The sequence below is a fragment of the Chromatiaceae bacterium genome, from assembly GCA_024235395.1.
Taxonomy (GTDB): Bacteria; Pseudomonadota; Gammaproteobacteria; order Chromatiales; family Chromatiaceae; genus Thiosocius.
Map to the genome: position 1 here is coordinate 1,606,790 of JACKMK010000001.1, position 18,003 is coordinate 1,624,792.

At 62.6% G+C, this 18,003-nt stretch carries 17 protein-coding genes; 9 read left to right on the forward strand and 8 right to left on the reverse strand.

The features are described from left to right. Positions 1-162 precede the first annotated feature (162 nt). Positions 163-1,332, forward strand: a complete 1,170-nt coding sequence (locus H6955_07475) for a hypothetical protein (protein ID MCP5313380.1) — start codon at positions 163-165, stop codon at positions 1,330-1,332. Between the two features lie 329 nt (positions 1,333-1,661). Beyond that, complete coding sequence (locus H6955_07480; protein ID MCP5313381.1) at positions 1,662-3,884, forward strand: hypothetical protein; 2,223 nt, start codon at positions 1,662-1,664, stop codon at positions 3,882-3,884. Positions 3,885-4,002: 118 nt separating this feature from the next. Here H6955_07480 and H6955_07485 read toward each other — a convergent pair whose 3' ends face one another. Next, entirely contained in the window at positions 4,003-4,830 is an 828-nt protein-coding gene (locus H6955_07485; GenBank protein ID MCP5313382.1) for an NAD(P)H-binding protein, read from the reverse strand. A 302-nt stretch (positions 4,831-5,132) separates the two neighbouring features. On the opposite strand from H6955_07485, the gene H6955_07490 reads away from it, so the two are divergent. The 6 genes from H6955_07490 to H6955_07515 are packed head-to-tail and all read left to right on the forward strand — an operon-like array spanning position 5,133 to position 8,958. After that, entirely contained in the window at positions 5,133-5,420 is a 288-nt protein-coding gene (locus H6955_07490) for a DUF2282 domain-containing protein (protein ID MCP5313383.1), read from the forward strand. 5 nt (positions 5,421-5,425) lie between these two features. Next, the gene (locus tag H6955_07495; protein MCP5313384.1) at positions 5,426-6,277 is read left to right on the forward strand and encodes a DUF692 domain-containing protein; all 852 of its coding nucleotides are present in this window, start codon (positions 5,426-5,428) and stop codon (positions 6,275-6,277) included. Then, entirely contained in the window at positions 6,274-7,056 is a 783-nt protein-coding gene (locus H6955_07500) for a putative DNA-binding domain-containing protein (GenBank protein MCP5313385.1), read from the forward strand. Before H6955_07495 ends, H6955_07500 begins: the two co-directional genes overlap by 4 nt. Continuing rightward, positions 7,049-7,543: a sigma-70 family RNA polymerase sigma factor gene (locus tag H6955_07505; protein MCP5313386.1), complete on the forward strand. Its 495-nt coding sequence runs from the start codon at positions 7,049-7,051 to the stop codon at positions 7,541-7,543. The genes H6955_07500 and H6955_07505 overlap by 8 nt, the downstream gene beginning before the upstream one ends. Then, complete coding sequence (locus H6955_07510; GenBank protein MCP5313387.1) at positions 7,540-8,142, forward strand: hypothetical protein; 603 nt, start codon at positions 7,540-7,542, stop codon at positions 8,140-8,142. Before H6955_07505 ends, H6955_07510 begins: the two co-directional genes overlap by 4 nt. A gap of 12 nt (positions 8,143-8,154) precedes the next feature. After that, positions 8,155-8,958, forward strand: a complete 804-nt coding sequence (locus tag H6955_07515; protein MCP5313388.1) for a formylglycine-generating enzyme family protein — start codon at positions 8,155-8,157, stop codon at positions 8,956-8,958. A gap of 126 nt (positions 8,959-9,084) precedes the next feature. On the opposite strand, the gene H6955_07520 is transcribed toward H6955_07515, so the two are convergent. Continuing rightward, positions 9,085-10,044 (reverse strand): hypothetical protein, encoded by a 960-nt coding sequence (locus H6955_07520; GenBank protein ID MCP5313389.1) that lies wholly within the window; start codon positions 10,042-10,044, stop codon positions 9,085-9,087. A 344-nt stretch (positions 10,045-10,388) separates the two neighbouring features. On the opposite strand from H6955_07520, the gene H6955_07525 reads away from it, so the two are divergent. Next, complete coding sequence (locus H6955_07525) at positions 10,389-10,946, forward strand: hypothetical protein (protein MCP5313390.1); 558 nt, start codon at positions 10,389-10,391, stop codon at positions 10,944-10,946. Between the two features lie 184 nt (positions 10,947-11,130). On the opposite strand, the gene H6955_07530 is transcribed toward H6955_07525, so the two are convergent. The 6 genes from H6955_07530 to H6955_07555 form a co-directional block, all read right to left on the reverse strand. Next, complete coding sequence (locus H6955_07530; protein ID MCP5313391.1) at positions 11,131-12,873, reverse strand: radical SAM protein; 1,743 nt, start codon at positions 12,871-12,873, stop codon at positions 11,131-11,133. Positions 12,874-13,022: 149 nt separating this feature from the next. Continuing rightward, positions 13,023-14,015 (reverse strand): alcohol dehydrogenase catalytic domain-containing protein, encoded by a 993-nt coding sequence (locus H6955_07535; GenBank protein ID MCP5313392.1) that lies wholly within the window; start codon positions 14,013-14,015, stop codon positions 13,023-13,025. 11 nt (positions 14,016-14,026) lie between these two features. Then, the gene (locus tag H6955_07540; protein ID MCP5313393.1) at positions 14,027-14,785 is read right to left on the reverse strand and encodes an SDR family oxidoreductase; all 759 of its coding nucleotides are present in this window, start codon (positions 14,783-14,785) and stop codon (positions 14,027-14,029) included. Beyond that, positions 14,785-16,098 carry a histidinol dehydrogenase gene (hisD, locus tag H6955_07545; GenBank protein ID MCP5313394.1) on the reverse strand — a complete coding sequence of 438 codons (1,314 nt, stop codon included), beginning with the start codon at positions 16,096-16,098 and terminating at the stop codon, positions 14,785-14,787. Before hisD ends, H6955_07540 begins: the two co-directional genes overlap by 1 nt. Positions 16,099-16,147: 49 nt before the next feature. Further along, on the reverse strand, positions 16,148-17,461 hold the full coding sequence (locus tag H6955_07550) for a TRAP transporter large permease (GenBank protein ID MCP5313395.1): 1,314 nt from the start codon (positions 17,459-17,461) through the stop codon (positions 16,148-16,150). Then, positions 17,461-17,910 (reverse strand): TRAP transporter small permease, encoded by a 450-nt coding sequence (locus tag H6955_07555; protein ID MCP5313396.1) that lies wholly within the window; start codon positions 17,908-17,910, stop codon positions 17,461-17,463. Before H6955_07555 ends, H6955_07550 begins: the two co-directional genes overlap by 1 nt. Positions 17,911-18,003 lie beyond the last annotated feature (93 nt).

Genomic DNA, 18,003 nt, shown 5'->3' on the forward strand with positions numbered 1-18,003 from the left:
ACAGTTTCGCCCCAGGTGCCGTCGCCATCGATTTCGCGTGGGAACTAACAGCCGGTGGCGGCTCAAAAAAAACAACATGGCACAAAGCCTGCATCTTCGCACCAACGACGACCTCTCCAGCCCGCAGTGGCTACGAACAATCAACAACCGAGAGTCGAGACAATGAAGAAAGGACTGTTTGCAGCCTGGCTGCTGTTGGCGTCGTCCGCGCCCTTCGCGGACGTCGGCATCGGCGTATTCTCCAAGAACACGATCTATGAGGATGGCGAGATACCGCAGTTGTGGCTTTCGGGCTTCAACAACGGGGCGGCGCCGCGGCTCGTGGACATCCATTTCGGCCTGATTGCGCCCGATGGCGCGGTCTACGAGTATCCGGATTGGAATCGCCGCTTCACGCCATGGCTGAGATCCCTGAGCCTGCCTGCGAACTTCGAGTTTCCGGCCACGCCGATTGTCGATGTCGATCAGCTCCCGGGTGCGAACAAGGAGGGCACCTGGTATGTCGCAGCCGCGCTCACCGAGCCCGGCACACTGAAGTTTCTTTCGGTTGCCGTCCAACCGTTCAGCGTGATCGAACAAGTCGACAACGACACACGTTACGGTTTCGTCAACCTGCTCAAGTTGTCGGGCGACGACACCGGCACGGCGGCTACCGGGTTGTTCTGGAAACCGGCCGTGACCCCGAACCTCCTCGAAAGCCTGCCGTCGCTCGGCAGTCCGGTGACAGAATTCGAACAGTGCAGCTACCAGAACGTGGCATTCGTCGGAGGCGAACCGGGTGATTTCCTGAACATCGGCCGGCAACTGAATCTGCGGGGTTCGAACGGCCTCACAACGACGGTGTCGATCGACCGCGATATCACCAGCAATTTTTATTTTTCCGTGCTGTCACGGTCCTTCGTGACCGACGGCACCAACTACACCTTCAGCAGCAACGGTGGCGACGACCTGTCGGCATTCAGCGTGACGACCACTGCGCCCGAAACGTTGATACTCTCGGACCCAACCGGCGGAGACCATTCCGTGAGCAGCGACCTGGACCTGAAATGGAACGGCAACAACGGCCAGGGCGAGGTGGTGGCGCAACTGACCGGCGAAGGCTCCAGCGGCTCGCTGGCGATTGCCTGTCGCTTCTCGGACGACGGGGAGGCGACGGTGCCGGCCGAACTCCTGGCACAGCTGAGATCCGACCTCGCCTCGACCAATGACGGTGTCCCGCTGGTGGTGTTTCGCGCGAACACGACGCCGTTCAACACCGCCGAAGCCGAACTCGCCACGGGGGCATTTTCGATCGCGTCGGGCACGTTTCGAATGCTGCGGCTGCGCCGGTAGCCCGGCCGCGGTCGCCGACGCGGACGACGCAGCGGCCGCTGGTCGCTGCGGACCGATGAAGCCCGTGACGAAAGGGCAGGAGAGACGCAAACGCCTCGATACCCGGCACCAGTCACCACTGGGAATACCGTTCGCAACACGCTGTGTATCGGAACTCCGGCGGGCCCTGGGCTGTCTCACAGCCGGGAGCGGCTAAGGAGAGCACTGACTATGCACAGGGAAATTTGCGCCGATCGGATGACGCACCGTTGCCATACTGTGGGCGAGTTAACAGCCCACCGGCCGCTGTCTGCGGACAATTCATGGTAGTCCATGACTGCCTGTGAACGATGAGTATTTCTGCCAGCTTTCGGCGTTCGAGACGCCTGTCACGCACCACGCTGGGCCTCCTGCTGGTCTGCGCACCCTATGCCAACGCCGCGTTGCCTGGCGCGCCCGTCGACCTGGGCCTGCCCAAGGCACCCCAACTGCTGGAAGTACCAGGCTCGCCGCAGCCGGCGACGGTGACCAGGTCCGCCGCGCCGACGAAATCGACCAAGAAGCCGGTGCCTGTGGACACACCCGGGACAGCGCCACTCCCCGGCCCGATTGAGATACCCAAGCCAAAGCCGCTGCCGGGGGCACCCAAACCGATCGTGGACGATCCGGGCCCACCCCCGGAACCCGCACCCGATCAATCAGAACCGCCCGGCGGATTCGATGAACCATTCCCCATCGTCTACTCCTGGTCCGAGCGCACGCAGCGCACGGCAACCCTGAATGACCACACGATCAGCGCCAATGCGATCAGCGCCTTCGATCCGCTGCCGGAAGTGGTGCATATCGTCGGCGGTTTCAAAGAGGCGAACCTGGTCTACCGCGATGCCGACGGTTACGAGACCACGATCTACGACTGCATAGGCGATGATTCAGTGATCTGCGCCGCGCTGGACGGCCGTGTCAGTCCTGACGCGACAAAGGTCGCGTTTTGGGTGGCATTCGCCAGAAACTTCAATCCGACCACGTGGACACTCAACGGTAACCTGCCCATACCGCGACTGGGTAGCACCATAAAGACGCAGATCCATATCTACGACATCGCGACCGGCCGGATCAACGCCTGGGACACGCCGGGTGGCCAATGGGACATGCATCCGGAATGGATCAGCAACGACAAGTTGATCTTCGTATCCAACCGCGCCAAGGTCCGGCCGGTCTACCTGCCCGGGAAGGTGGCACCGACGTCCTGGGCCTTGCAGCGCTATACCGCGAACGCCGACGGCAGCAATGCCGTCAACATCGGGCCGCATGACGATGCAGTCCTGCATCCCTACGTGCTGTCGGACGGCAACATCCTCTCGGCGAATTTCCGCGCCGACGAAAAACTGAGCCAGGGCATCACCACCATCCCCAACCAGTGGTGGATGACGATGACGGATCAGTTCGGTGGTCACGAGTTCACGGTGTTTGGTGCACACGCCGGAATCTATCGGTCTCAGAATAAAACGGTCGAGGGTATCCTCTCGTTGCATTTCTACGGTGAACGCACCGGCGGCGACCTGCTGACCGGCAACTACTACCGGCTCAACCATGTCGGCGGCCAGGGTCAGGTGCTGTCCATCGAGCGCCTGCCGCACGGTGTTGAGGGGGCGACGGGACCGGGCAACCTGATCCCGAGGATCACGGTGATCAATCCCTACGGGCAGGAAGAAGACAATCCGACGCTGCGCGACCCGCAGACCGGTCGGTTCTACGGGAAGGCAAGTTGGCCGGTCGGTATTCCTGGCAACCAGGTGATGCTGACGCTCGCCGATGGTTTTTGCTATTCCGGTCTGAAACTCGAGAACGCCAATGACAAGTACCTGCGCGGCGGCCCCGGATGCAACCTGGGCATCTATCGCACGACCCGAATACCGTCGAAGCGGCCCGGCGACGACATGGTCAAGATTGTCGATGATCCCGATCGACACGAGTTCAGCCCCGATATCGCGCTGCCGTATCAACGGATCTACGGCAAACCCATGCCCGATCAGCAGGTGCGCGAGATCCAACGCGACGAGTACGGTGAGGCGTACTGCACCCTGGAGGTGATCGACGCGACCTTCGCAGAGCTCTACCCAAACGACGACAGAAACTCGAAGCGCATTCCATGCCGTGAATTGGGCGGTTCGTGCATCAAAGCGGGTTACTCGATTCCCAAGGACCTCGCCGCGTTGGCGATCTACGAGGCCGCGCCGAACCGCGTGCCCCAAAGCAAGGCAAGACCGGAAGACGTCACCCTGGACGGCCACAAACTCACGTTGCTCGGCTACGCACGACCGGAGCAAGACGGCTCACTGGCGGTGAGAGTCCCGTGCGAGACGCCGATCAAGATGCGCGGCGTGGCGGAGGATGGCACGGTATTCGTCCGCGACCAGATCACGCACTCGCTGCGATCCGGCGAGGCACGGCGTTGCATCGGCTGCCACGGCGGACATACCGAGAATGGCTACAAGTCCTTCGGCGGCATGCGGAACTGGAAATCGACCATCGCCGCGGGTAGGCCGCCACAGCACCTTTCGCCCAAGCTGTAGAGACAGGTGGGCGCAGCGGCTGCACGCGTGACTGCAGCGCCCTGCCTCGTCGCACGCCAGGAGCCCACTACAGGAGCCCTGACACCGACTTGCACCTTCGCGGCGCTTCGCGGATCGCTCAAGCGGCCTGCTCCCAGGCCCCACCCGCGGCCGCCGTGCGACAGAACTCGGAAAAATCGCGAGGCTGTCGGCCCAGCGCCCGTTGGACACCGCCTCCCAGTGATGCGTTGCGCCCGTCGAGCACCTCGCGGCAGATCTCGGTGAAGACGCCTGCAACCAAGGGTCCCGCGATGTCCTGCATCGCCGCGTGAAACTGTTTGAGCGTGATCGGCTGATAACGGACCGTTTTGCGCATCGCGCGTGACAGCTCGGCCGCCGCATCGCCAAACGTCAGGAGGCGCGGCCCCGTCACCTCGTACAACTGCCCCGCGTGGCCTTGCTCGCTCAGCGCGGCGACCGCGACGTCGGCGATGTCGTCTACGTCGACGATCGGTTCGCGAACATCGCCGGCAGGCAGAGCGACCACACCGTTCAGTGCGGGCTGCCGCAGATAGCCCTCGCTGAAGTTCTGCGCAAACCAGGCCGCACGCACCAGGGTGTATTCCAGGCCGCTGTTCCGCACGATGTCTTCGCAGCGCTGGGCGTGGTGCTCGCCGCGACCGGACAGCAGGACCAGGCGCTTTACCCCTGCCGCGGCCGCTGCGCGGGTCAAGGCCTCGATCTTCTCCGGTGCCCCCGGGAAGGCCAGGTCGGGAAAATAGGAGATATACGCGGCATGCGCGCCCGCGAGTGCGGCCGGCCAGGTGTCCGCGTCGTCCCAATCGAACGGCGTCGCCGAATGCCGCGATCCACGACGCACCGGGTAGCCACGCTCGGCGAGTTGCGCGGCGATGCGGCGCCCGGTCTTCCCGCTGGCCCCGATGACGAGTATCGGTTGGTGTTGCATGTCCGTGACCTCACTGGTGGTTGACGTTGTGTGAAGCCTAGGTGGGAAGACGCGGATCAACCATGCCAGTTTGTCGCCATGATTGTGCAGATCGTCTACCCGTCGGCGAGACGCTGCGCGTGCTGCGCCTGACCCGCACGCTCGATTGCCGCAGTGGACGGGGTCTCCAGTTCATCGAGCGGACCAACATCTGGTGTTGGCAGTCATGTGCGACGCAATCAATGGCGTGCACCGATCGTCAAACCTATGAGCGCCCGGATTCCGGGCCTCAGTTGCTACAGACACTAGGGAGATTCCAATCGATGATTTCGACTACACGCAGCAACGCTGCACTCGCGAGCCTGCTGGCCGCTGGCACGCTATTGGCATCAAATACTGCGTCTGCAGTACCAGATTCTCCCAAGGCCTGGGAGAAATGCGCCGGCATCGCAAAGGCAGGAAAGAATGATTGCGGCGCCCTCGACGGCAAGCACGGCTGTGCAAGCCAGGCAACGGTCGACAACGCAGACAATGAGTGGGTCTACGTGCCTGCCGGTACCTGTGAAAAGATCACGGGCGGCATGATCGCCAAAGTGAAACCGGCCAAGTAGAGACCATGGCTGCCCTGGATCCATTCTGCGAGCGCAGACCTGTGTCTGGCGTCGGCATAGGTCTGCGCGACCCTCATTTCGAACAACTGATGCAGCACGATCACGGTGTACCCTGGGTCGAGCTGCTGACCGACAATTATCTCGCACGCGGAGGCGTGACGCCGCGTCAGCTCGAACGCATCGCTGCGCGCTTTCCGGTGACGCTGCACTGTGTCGGCATGAACCTAGGTGGTACCGATCCACTCGATATCAAATATCTGAAGACGGTGCGCGACATCTCTGAGCGGGTCGGTGCGGCATGGATATCCGACCATGCCTGTTTCACTGCCCACGCCGGGCGACACTATCACGAACTGCTGCCGCTGCCCTTCGACGAGCAGACGCTACATCATATCGCACGGCGTATCGAACAGGCACAGGACGTGCTCGGCCAGCGTCTGGTCATCGAGAACGTGTCCGCCTACGTGCGGGCTGCCGCACCAATGACCGAGGCCGAGTTTCTCGGCTCGCTCTGCGAGGAAGCCGACTGCGATCTGCTGTGTGACGTCAATAATCTGCATGTAAACCAGGTGAACTTCGGGCTGGATGCCCAGCTGGCACTCGGTGCGCTGCCTCTGTCGCGCATCCGCGAGATCCATCTCGCCGGGTCTGAGAACAGGGGGCCTTACCTGATCGATGCCCACAACCATCCGGTGAGCGAACCCGTTTGGGCGCTGTTTCGGCAACTTATCCGCTCGACACCGGACACCCCGATATGTATCGAATGGGACAACGACATACCGGACCTGGAAGTGCTGCTCGAGGAGGTCGCCCGCGCCAAGCGAATCGTCAGCCAATCGAAGGCGCTGGCCGCGTGACCCTTCGCCGCGACCTGGCGCGCTGGCAGACCGCAATCGCCGATGCGATAGACGCCCAGGCGCCTCACGGTCTACCACCTGGGCTGGCAATGGAGCCAGGTGGCATGAGCGCACAAGACGGCTGCCGCGTGTACCGCAGCAGCAGCCGCGGCACCCGAGCCAGGGCGTTGCGGGACGTCTACCCTGTCTGCAGACGCCTGGTCGGCGACAACTGCTTCGACGCGATGGCTGCCGATTGCGTCCGCCACTATCCGTCGCGGCACGCGGACCTCAATCAGTTCGGCAGCGCATTCGTGGACCTGACCGAGGAACTCACGCGACGGTCGGCAGCATTTTCGGAATTGCCGTGGCTGCCGGATCTGGTACGCCTGGAATGGCTGTGTCACACCCTTTACTACCGAGATGAGGACCCGCCGCTGCACCTCGACCTGCTCAACCGGCTGAATAGCTCGCAACTGATGATCAGCCCCGCCAAGCGCGTGGCATGGATGCGCAGCAAATGGCCGGTGCACCAAATCTGGACACTGCACCGGATGCCATACGTGCCGCCCTTGATGCATATCGCCGCTGGCGATTGGTTCATCGTCGCCGAGAGGCATGCGACCGGTACATCGGCAGGCGCTACCGACGAAGCGTTGTGGCAACTGCTCGACGCATGCGATACCCCGATGTGCATTGACGAACTGGCGGCACACCCCTCACTCGAAGCCGCACGATTGGGCGAGCTGTTGCAACGACGCTGGATCGACATCTCTGATCGGGAGTACGGAGTTGTTTGACCGCCCGGCACTCAATCGATTGTATCGCTACGCCTACACGCTATGCGGTGATGATACCCAGGCATATGACCTGCTTCAGGACACGGTCGAACGTTGCCTGCAGCGCCCGGCAGGCCCGCTGGTCTCCCCGGAGGCATATGCACATAGAGTCATGCGCAACCGATTCATCGACATGGCGCGTCGTCACAACAACAGTCCGGTACAGACCGGCACGAACGAAGATGCCGAACTGCTCGCGATCGATACCCATTGCCTCGAGGACCTTTTGATCAATCGCGATCAGCTGGAGACGATCTGGTCCATACTGGACGCATTCGAACGCGAGATTCTCTACTACTGGGCAGTCGAGGACATGACCGCGGCGCAGATCGCTACAGTGGTCGGCAGCCGACGGGGCACAGTGCTGTCACGCATTCACCGTTTGCGCCACAAGCTGCGCGCAGCGCTGGACGGCAAACCTGACGCGACGGGTGGGGAGCACCCATGAACACGGGTTTCAAACACCGCATTGTCGAACACCTGCAGCAACGCGAGCTGGACGATGCCCAGTGGCAACAGCTCAGATCACTGCAGCAGCGCGCTAACGGGAGCAGGTCGCGGCGCCGACCGGCCCTGGTCGCGCTGGCTGCATCGCTACTCCTTGCCCTGCTCGTGGGTCTGACGCTGGACTGGACGGATCAGGATTTGTCGCGGCAGATCGCCGATGAAGTCGCGATGAACCATTTGAAACAGCGGCCATTGGAGGTGGTTGGGAGCACGCTGGATGACCTGCGGCCGTATTTCGACGAACTGGAGTTTCAATTGCTCGAGCCGTCGAATTGGCAGGCGTCGTCGTTCGGCCTTGCCGGTGGCCGCTATTGCAGCGTGAGGGGGGTCACCGCGGCGCAACTGCGCCTGCACGACGATGACGGTGGGTCGGACACGCTCTATCAGGTCACCTATGATCGCTCCAGGTTCGGCGAGATCCCCAACGTCGGCAAGGGTGAATCTCCACTCGCAGTGCAGGTGCGCGGGCTGAGGGTCGACCTGTGGGTCGAAAAGGGACTGTTGTTCGCATTGGTCCATGGCGGTCAAACCGAAGAATGAGGGGACATACCAATGCATCACACCATCGTCATCGCCGTAAGCCTTCTCGTATCGATGTCCGCATCGGCCGCAGAACGCATCCGCGTGCCTGCAGGCACGTTCTCGATGGGCTGCTCGATCGGCGACGCGCTATGTGAATCAGACGAAGGTCCGCCCGGCGGCGTCCCGGTCAATGTGCCCGCTTTCCTGATCGACAGGCACGAGGTGACCGTGGCCGACTATCGCGCCTGTGTCGAATCCGGCAGGTGTACCCGCCCACTCGACAGCCGCCTCAATATGTACTGCAATTACGACCACCCGGAACGCGATAGCCACCCGGTCAACTGCGTGGACTGGAAACAGGCGGTCGATTTTTGTGCGGCCATTGGCGCACGACTGCCAAGGGAGGCCGAGTGGGAAACGGCAGCACGTGCAGGCAGCCTGACCGCCTATCCATGGGGGGACGATGTCAGTTGCAAGCAGGCCATTCTTGACGAGGTCAGCCCACAGCCATCGAAGCAGGAGCCCGACGGCTGCTGGAAGGACGCCTCCTGGCCGGTAGGCAGCCGCGCGCCCAACGCACTCGGCCTCTATGATATGCACGGCAACGTCGGTGAATGGACCGCAAACTGGTATGCCCCCGACGCGATTGCATCCCTGTACGCGAAAGGCGATCTGGACGGCCCAGCCAATAGCCGACAACGCGTTGCGCGCGGTGGCTCATGGGATGAGAACCGCGTCAACCTGCGCAGTTCGTTCCGCAACACCAAACCGCCGGCACAGGGCGAGTCGATCTACGGCTCGATCGGATTTCGCTGCGCCGCGGACGCTCCGTAGGCGATACCGGATCGGACCGAGACCCGCTATGCCAATTGGTCGCTCATTCTCCGATCACCCAGAGCAGCGAAGAGCGAAGCGGGTAGCGGCGGCGTTCGCCAGCACAACGGAGCACAGGGGCGGTGTTCACACCAGGGGCGACATCAGCGACAGCCAGATCGGCGAAGCAAGTGCCGCCGCCAGAATCAGCGCAGCCGTGGTCAACAACCCGACTGCCGTCTTGAAGTAGCCACGTACACTGCCGCCGACCCTCTCCAGGACCTCACCGGCACTGCCGCGATAGACCATCAGGTTGGGCCCGATGCGCGGGTGCCGCGCGGTGATCGCGTGATGCTGTGCATCGTAGGTGCCGACCACGCACACCGTCTCGTCGACCGGAAGTATCTCCTGCTCTATCGTCAGGCCGTCGGCATCGCCATCGAGCGGCGCCATCAGAAAGTCGTGGTGCAATTCATCGACCTCCGCTGCGCGCGCAGCAAGAAGGGTCGCATGTCGTTCACGCTGACCGGCGCTCGCGACATCTTTGGACAATCGCTGATGCAGTGCCTCCAGCTGCGCCCGGCATTCTGCGCCCTTGAGGTCCTCGCGCAGATCGTCCTCGACACTCGGAAACGAACCCAGGGCGAGACTCTTCGAGCCCCCGTCGATCCGGGTCTTGACGAGGTGAAAACCCTGGGCGAGCTCCACCCGCCTGCGCTCCCCCTGCCGCGCGTACCCCTGGCCCGAGACAACATAGGTGTAGGCGACGCAGGGGGTGGCACTGAATGGCGGGTAGATGGGCGGCCCATCCGTGCACGTCCGACCCTCGAATGCGATCACCGTGCCGTCTTCGAACGGGCTGTCGCCTTGATTCATGGAGCGCCGAATGATCGCGAGGTTGGACCAGTCGACGACATTCCAATACGCCAGCAATACCCCGAGGACACCCGCGCCCCCGGCAATCAGGCCCAGTGCGAGGCCGAGTGCACCGGGGATGCGCGCATCGACCAGCGTGACCACCGCAATGGTGCCAGCCAACAACGCCAGCGGAGGCAACAACGCGGCGACGAAGCGTAGATTGTGCGAGATGCGGGATGGGCCCGTCATTCGGCGTTCTCCTTCCAAGCCGCAGGCACGGCCACCGATGAATGGTCGTCCAAGCATAGCCAAAGCCTCGTGCGCCCGGTCGCCACGGTGGACGCGTTGCTCTCTCGTTGTGGCCGTGGCCCATCACTCACGGATTCGGTGAAAACCCTGATTTCAGTGTCGAAATTCTTTACTCCTGCAGCTGAGATCAGGCGACATCCGCTCCCGCCGATTCGGCGGAAACCCTCCAACACCCTGAGATTTGGGAAGTTCGGGCCATCGTGTCCCCGCAGGGAACAAAAGTTGCTTCGAGTGACATGACGATGCTTCGGCGAGAGGCATCCCCGACCTGGAGGACACTGACGATGAAATCTACAATCCTGCGGCGCTCGCCCATCACCTGCGCTGTCGGCCTGGTGGCCATGCTGAGCGCAGGCGGCGTCTTCGCCGCGAGCAGCGTGCCGGTGACGGTGATAAACTCCGACATCAACCCGGTGCCTGTGACCTCTGCCCGACAACCCTACCAACTGGTCTTCGACGTGTCTGCCTCGCCCGGCTCGGTGGAGGCGTGCGACATCATTCCGGTACCAGCCGGCACGACATTGACGATCACCAGCATCGGTATGGACGTACGGGTGGACCCGAGTTTCGGGCCCAGCGCCTATCTGCGAGTGATCCGTGGAGGCACGCTGTTTCGTTATCAGGGCGATCTGAGATTCATCAATCAGTTGACGACCAGACGCTATCAGGGGATCTACCAGCTCGAGACCTTCGTCGGCGAACTGGACAGTGGAGCTTCCAATTCCGCGCAGATCTGCGTCGCCGCGCCCCCTGCCCCGACACCGCTCGGCAGCAGCGCGCGAGGCGTGATCTCCGGCTATGTCGAACCGGTCACCGTGATCGACGGCAACGCGCTGCCCTGACAGATCGTCGCGACAGAGAAGTCTCGATGAGCCGGGGGTCAGGGCGAATTGATCAGTCCCGCCGGAAGCATGCTCACTGCCTCATCGGCCGGCCGCGCGGTGACCAACGGCAAACCGTTCGCACACGCATCAGCGCTGACGGTGATCGGCAAACGCATCGCAGACCGGCGTTTGGACTGAGCCCCTATCCGGCGTCTTGATCCAGCGCGATCAAGCGCCGGGTCAGGTGCAGACGTACGTCGCTGTATTCGGTGAGCATGTGGAACAGATGGTGCGGGCCGGTGGCCTTGTGGATCAGGGCGTCGAGATCGTCCCGCACCTCGGCGTACAGCTGCGGCAGACGCCGATCGAACAGATGCAGCGCATGGATCAGCGGATCCTTGCGTTGGCGCGCCAGTATGGTGTCGACGCCGTCGTTGTAGAGGTCGCCCATGCACAGATGCACTGCGTTGAACAGCGTTACCCAGCCGTTGAACCAGAACATCAGATCGATATCGAAACGCTCGCCCGCTGCTGCCCCCTTCACCAGCACCGCATCCAGCAGCTCCTTTTCCTTGACCGTCTCACCCTCGTCCAGCAACTCGGCACGGCCATAGCCATCGATGGTGGAACTGGTCATCAGGATCGGAGCATCCGGGAATGCGGTCAGCACGAAGCTGGCATCTTTGAGAACCGGCGCCAGCTTGTCCGGCGACTGTGGGTTGCGTTTCAGGCGTTCCGAGGGCGCGGTCGACAACACCTGCACCTGGTGACCGCGCTCTCCCAGGGCATTCACCAGGCGCGCGAACACGCCCTTGTGCAGCACGTCCATGGAAAAATTCAGACCTGTCTGCTTGTGCAGCAGCGCAAGCTGCACCTGTGCGGCATATCGTGGCACTGTCTCGACGATGTTGGCGATCTTGGCCACCGGGATGCGTTCGGCGAGCTGACCACGCTTGTCGACGATCACCTCCTGGTGAAACTCGTCGAAGCTGATCTGCAGCAGTACCCGTGCCTTCGGCCAATGACCGGGTCGACCACGGACGGCATCGGCCATGGCCTTGATGACGCGCCCGGTCTCCGTGCTGTCGTTGGCGAAATCGCCGTTCAGCAGGATCGCGAAGGTCGTGACATGACGCATCGCACGGATGGCACTGTAGAAGGCCTCCATGTGCCGGGTGAGGTCGCCGCCGGTGAACAGCACGTTGTCGGACAGCGCATCGACAGTGCGGTACACCAGATCGGGATCGGCAGCGGCCGGCTTCGGTGGCCGCCATATGAACATGCAGTGCCGGCACGTCTGGGGACAACCCATCGCGGGGATGATGCCGGCCTTTGCAAGCCGCGGCCGGGCGCTATCGGGAACGCGGTCCGGCAACGTGTCGATTAGCGCGAGACGCTGCAGGTCGTGTTCACCGAGCATGTCGCCGTAGCGCTCGCGTTCCAGCCGGGCCAGGTCAGCGTACGCGGCCTTGTAGTCCTTGCCGAACAACCCAAGCGCGTCCCATAGACCCCGGACGTGGGCGACGAGTCGCTCCGGGTCCCCGCCCTGCGCCTCCAGCAGCCGCAACAACTCGCGCTGCTGCACGGGGCCACCGGGACCGACCTCGAGCCAGTGGTCGATGTAACCGCGGACGAAGGCATCACCGCTGTCGCTCAGTAGCAGGTCCATCAACCAACGGCGCGCCGGGGCACCGAAGCCCGCCAGTACGCGCTCGAGGTAGGCGGCATGCACGTTGTGCCGCAGCCAGTGGTAGGCGTAGAGATAGCTGAGCAGGAAGCTCAGGTCCGCGGCATCTGCACGTCCGGCGAGTCGCTCGGCCATCGCACCGGAGGTCATGCGGTTGACCTCGTGTTTGAAACGTCGCCGCATGGCCGGAAGATAGACGCCCAACAGCTGTTGCTGTGTGGCATGGAGTGGCTCGATGGTGGACACGACGGCGGACATGGCGTTGGGGCACCCGGGAATGCGGAGATGCCAGTATAAGGGGATACGATGCCGTTTTCCGCGGGTTCCGAGCCGGGACAAGGGTTCGATCGAACGCGCCGGGTTGCTAGACCGGACAGGTATCCGGCCCCCGCAGCGCTTCCCCCGCCCTAGGGTCGCAAGACGATTTTCGGCGCCGCGGCCCTGCCCTCGTGGATATCTCGAAATGCTGCCGCACCTTCCGACAACTGGCGCGTTTCCACCCAATCGAGCGGACCCAGTGCCCCCCGATACAACGCCTGAATGGCGGCACGCAGATCCACCGGGCTATAGGTGTAGTTGCCCAGCAGGGTGATCTCTTCCAGGGTCATACGGCGGGTGTCCAGGCCGGGCTCGTTGTCCTGCAGACCGACGTGGGAAATGACGCCACCCGACGCCACGAAGCGACATGATGCCGCGCGGGTCCGACCGCTCCCGACGGCGTCGATGACCAGGTCGAAGCTCTTCTCGTCCGGCAGGTCATCCCCCAGGGGGTCATAGACGTCGCAACAGCCAAGCCGTTCGGCCGTCGCCCTTCTCAGGGCATTGGTATCGCCGAGCCAGACATCGATACAGCCTTTGCCCTTCAGCATCAGCGCCGCGAACGCACCGATCGAACCACCGCCCAGCACCAGGGCCCGGCATTCGGACAGGGGCCGATGCAGCACCCGTTCTGCCAGGTAGATCGCGTGCAACGACGTGGCTGCCGGTTCGGCAAGGCTGGCGATCACCGGGTCCATGTCCTGCGGCATGTCGAGCAGGTTGCGTTCGGGGATGACGATGTACTGCGCAAAGGCACCGGCAAGGCGCATGCCTATCAGCTCGCGCTTGGCGCAGAGGTTGGAACGTCCGCCCTGACAATGGTCACAGACGCCACAGGTCAACAACGGATTGAGTACCGCCCGTCGCCCCTTCTGTGCACCGTTCTGGACGACACCCACGGCTTCGTGCCCAAGGATCAGCGGCGGCACCCGCCGCGCATCCTGCCCGTGATAGGCATGCATGTCGGAACCGCAGATCCCGACGGCCTCGATCTTCACAAGCGCCTCGCCGGGACCCGGAACGGGGTCCGGTTCGTCGCGATACTGGACCTCGAGGGTATCCGTGTACACCAATGCTTTCATGTGTGTCCCGCCTATTTGGCCGTGAAGCCGCCATCGAGATGAATCACCTGGCCCGTGAGATAGTCAGACGCCGGCGAGGCCAGAAACACCGTCAACCCGTCCAGATCCGCCAGTTCCCCATTGCGGCCGATCGTGGTTTGCGACGCCAGCCTGTCCAGCAGTTCGGGGTTCTCGTAGACGGGTGCCGTGAGCTCGGTGGGGAAGAAGCCGGGCGCCATCGCGTTGCAGTTGACGCCGTGACGCGACCACGCCTCGGCCATCGCACGTGTCAGCTGGGCAACCCCTCCCTTGGAGGCGCCGTAAGCCAGGCCGTTCGGAAAGGCACGGGTCGATTGCAGCGACGCGATGTTGATGATGCGCCCCCAGCCTTTCTTCTTCATCGCCGGTATGAGTTCGCGCGCAAGAAAAAAGGGCACGGCAAGGTTGAGATTCAGGGTCTTGTCCCAGCTGTCGAGCGTGATCTCCCCGGCCGGTTGGCGAAAATTGACGCCCGCTGCGTTGATCAGTACATCGATCGATCCGAACGACGTCGCGGCCTGCTCCGCCAACGCCGGCAGCAGGGCGCGATCACCAAGGTCGGCCGCAAGCGCCGTGGCCCTGCCCGCCGACGACTCGATCTCGAGCACAGCCTCGTTCAGTTGCGCCTCACGCCGCCCCACCAGCACCACGGCCGCGCCCGCCCGCGCCAGCGCAATCGCCTGCCGCCGGCCGATACCGGATGTGGCACCCGTCACCAGGGCCACCTTTCCCGCGAGGTTGAACTCCGGCATCACTCGACGGCTGCGGGCTGCAGGTTGAAGGATTCGTTGGGAAAATACTTGGACAGGCGATCATCGCCGGTCCGCGCGTGCGCCTCCATCCCCTCGAGGCGCGAGATCCTGGCGGCCGCCGCCGCGACCTCACGATTGGCCTCGCGACTCATGCGCTGGGTGGTCACGGTCTTGATGAATTTTCCGACCGAAAGACCACCGGTGTATCGCCCGGCCCCTTTGGTCGGAAGTATGTGATTGGTGCCGGAGCACTTGTCACCGAAGGCCACCGTGGTCTCTTCGCCGACAAACAGCGAACCATAGTTGCGCAGACGCTTGACCCACCAGTCCAGGTCACGCGCCTGCACTTCGAGATGTTCCGAGGCATAGTCGTCGCTGACCTGCGCGGCCTCTTCCCGGTCGGAGCAGAACACCACCTCACCATAGTCGCGCCAGGACGTTTCGGCGGCCGTACGTGCGGTATCCGGCAACTTCGCAATGAGTCCGGGCATCAGTGCCATCACCTTTTCGCCCAAGGCCCGATCCAGTGTGATCAACCAGCAAGGGGTGTCCAGGCCATGCTCGGCCTGACCGACGAGATCGCTGGCAACGATCGCCGGGTCGGCCGTTTCATCGGCGATCACCGCGATCTCCGTCGGACCCGCGAACAGGTCGATACCGACGCGACCAAACAACATGCGCTTCGCTTCGGCGACGAACCGGTTACCCGGACCCACGAGGATGTCCGCCGCATGACCGGTAAACAGTCCGAATGCCATGGCGGCAATGCCCTGCACGCCACCCATTGCAAGGATAGTGTCCGCACCGCACAGGTTGGCCGTATAGATGATTGCGGGATTCACGCCCACACCGGGCTTTGGAGGAGAACAGGCGATCACATGGTCCACACCGGCCGCCTTGGCGGTGGCCACCGACATTACGGCCGAAGCCACGTGGGAATAACGCCCACCCGGCACGTAGCATCCCGCCGTGGCCACGGGTATCTGCCTTTGTCCGGCATACAGACCCGGCGAGAGTTCGACTTCGAAATCGATCAGCGCCTGTCGTTGCTTCTCGGCGAAGCCGCGCACCCGGTCGTAGGCGAACTGAATGTCATCTTTCACCTGCCGCGGCACCCTGGCGGTAGCGGCTTCTATCTCCTCGGGCGTGACCACGATATTGCCGGTGTAATTGTCGAGCTTCGCAGCGTACTCGCGCGCCTTCTCCTCTCCACCGACCTCGATCGCCGACAACATTTCAGACACGATCTTGCGCGTGTCGTCTTCACCGCTGGCCGCGGTCTTTTCCGCCTTTTTCAGATATTCGACAGTCATAACTGGATCTCGCAATGAATGTGATCGACAAAGGTTGCAACGGCCGCCCTCAATCCAGCGCCCAGAGCGAAAGCTCGGGCACGAAGGCAAGCAGCAGAACGACAAACAACATGGCCACGACATAGGGCAATGCCCGGCCGGCCACTTTGAGGATCGGGGTGCCCGTCAAACCGGACACCACGAACAGATTCAGACCGAGTGGCGGCGTTATGAAACCAACGCCGAGCGACGTCACCATCATGATGCAGAAGTGGATCTCGTTCATGCCGATCTCCTGGGCAAGAGGCAGCATGATGGGCGCAAGAATCACGATGTTCGGTGTCGTCTCCATGACGCAGCCGGCAACGATCAGGATGAATATCATCATCAGGATGATCACGGTTGTGTTGTCGGTCATGGAGGTCATCACGTGCACGAACCCCTGAGGGACTTCGAGCGCGGCCAGCGTCTGGGCCAGCGGCAGTGAAAATGCGATGATCGGGACTATTACCCCGTTGACCTTGGCCGAACTCGCCAGCATCTTCGGAAAATCAGCGAGCGTGATGGTGCGCTGAAACAACCCGATGATGATCGTCGTCACAACCGCGACAGCGGCCGCTTCGGTGGGGGTGAAGATACCGCTGTAGATGCCACCGAGGATGATGAACGGGACGATCAGCGCATAACGTCCTTCGTAAACCGCCTTCCACAGGCGACGGAATGAAAACCCCTGGTCTGCATTCTCGTAGCCTTTTATCCGGTTCATGATGATGTTCGTGATCATGATCGTCAGCATGATCAGCAGCCCGGGCACCATCGCGGCAAGAAACAACGTCGATGCGGATATCCCCAGGATCAGACCGATGATGATGTAGGCAATCGACGGTGGGATCAGAATGCCCGTGCAGGCACCCGCGGCAACCAGTGCACAGGCGTAGGGTCGTGTATAACCTTGTGCCACCAGGCGATCGATCGTCATGCGGCCGACGCCCGCAGCACCCGCGGCGTCTGAGCCCGAAATGCACGCGAAAAAGCCGCATACCAGCACTGTCGCGGTACCGAATCCCGAGCGAAAACCCCCGACCAGGGCTTCGGCGACATCCAGCAGTTTGTGCGAGAGACCGGTTCGAACCAACACGTCCCCGGTCAGGATGAACAATGGAACCGCGATCAGCGCAAAGGCATCGATCCCGTCAAACAGGGCCTCGCCGAGCAGCGAGAGCGGCAGGACACCGGAGAAGTGCAGCATCAGGATCGAGGTGACGCCGAGCACGGCCCAGACCGGCACGGCGAGCACGATCAGGACGAGTGCGATCAACAGCGGGACGTAGAACTCCCAGCCCAGCACCAGTTCGAAGGCATCCTGTTGATAGAGATGTTCCATCAGTCGAACAACCTGTTGCCTTCGAATACCGCACGTCCTCCTCGCATATCACCCCAGTCACGCCAGATCGACTGCAGCAGGCGGAAGCAGGTCAATGTGAAGCCGAACGGCACTGCGGCGAGAAACCAGGCCTGGGCGATTCGCAGGCCGTGAGTGACGGACCCGAACTTGATGGAGGTCGCCAGTGTTTCGAACGAGAAATACAGGGCAAGCAACGCGACTGCCAGCATGACGAAGTCGCCAGTGAGGTAGATGAATGCCTTGCCGCGGGGCGACAGGAAATGCAACAGCACGTCGATACGGATGTGTGCCCGGTCGCGGACAGCAGCCGCGACCCCGATCCAGACGAGGTAGATGAAGGCATATCGCGCCACCTCCTCGCCCCAGATCGACGAATAGGAAAGCACGAAGCGACGCAGGACCTCGCTGCCGATGGTCACCACGATCATGGTGTAGAAGACCAGCAGCAGCCAGCGCTCGCAGTTCTGGTCGATCTGTTTCAGTAACAGTCGCACAACGACGCCCCCCTGTTCGGACCGAGA

Excerpts from the sequence above, each read along its gene's own strand:
- H6955_07475 (MCP5313380.1), top strand. The coding sequence starts at position 163 with ATGAAGAAAGGACTGTTTGCAGCCTGGCTGCTGTTGGCGTCGTCCGCG.
- H6955_07480 (MCP5313381.1), top strand. The coding sequence starts at position 1,662 with ATGAGTATTTCTGCCAGCTTTCGGCGTTCGAGACGCCTGTCACGCACC.
- H6955_07485 (MCP5313382.1), bottom strand. The coding sequence starts at position 4,830 with ATGCAACACCAACCGATACTCGTCATCGGGGCCAGCGGGAAGACCGGG.
- H6955_07490 (MCP5313383.1), top strand. The coding sequence starts at position 5,133 with ATGATTTCGACTACACGCAGCAACGCTGCACTCGCGAGCCTGCTGGCC.
- H6955_07495 (MCP5313384.1), top strand. The coding sequence starts at position 5,426 with ATGGCTGCCCTGGATCCATTCTGCGAGCGCAGACCTGTGTCTGGCGTC.
- H6955_07510 (MCP5313387.1), top strand. The coding sequence starts at position 7,540 with ATGAACACGGGTTTCAAACACCGCATTGTCGAACACCTGCAGCAACGC.
- H6955_07515 (MCP5313388.1), top strand. The coding sequence starts at position 8,155 with ATGCATCACACCATCGTCATCGCCGTAAGCCTTCTCGTATCGATGTCC.
- H6955_07520 (MCP5313389.1), bottom strand. The coding sequence starts at position 10,044 with ATGACGGGCCCATCCCGCATCTCGCACAATCTACGCTTCGTCGCCGCG.
- H6955_07525 (MCP5313390.1), top strand. The coding sequence starts at position 10,389 with ATGAAATCTACAATCCTGCGGCGCTCGCCCATCACCTGCGCTGTCGGC.
- H6955_07530 (MCP5313391.1), bottom strand. The coding sequence starts at position 12,873 with ATGTCCGCCGTCGTGTCCACCATCGAGCCACTCCATGCCACACAGCAA.
- H6955_07535 (MCP5313392.1), bottom strand. The coding sequence starts at position 14,015 with ATGAAAGCATTGGTGTACACGGATACCCTCGAGGTCCAGTATCGCGAC.
- H6955_07540 (MCP5313393.1), bottom strand. The coding sequence starts at position 14,785 with ATGCCGGAGTTCAACCTCGCGGGAAAGGTGGCCCTGGTGACGGGTGCC.
- hisD (MCP5313394.1), bottom strand. The coding sequence starts at position 16,098 with ATGACTGTCGAATATCTGAAAAAGGCGGAAAAGACCGCGGCCAGCGGT.
- H6955_07550 (MCP5313395.1), bottom strand. The coding sequence starts at position 17,461 with ATGGAACATCTCTATCAACAGGATGCCTTCGAACTGGTGCTGGGCTGG.
- H6955_07555 (MCP5313396.1), bottom strand. The coding sequence starts at position 17,910 with ATGATCGTGGTGACCATCGGCAGCGAGGTCCTGCGTCGCTTCGTGCTT.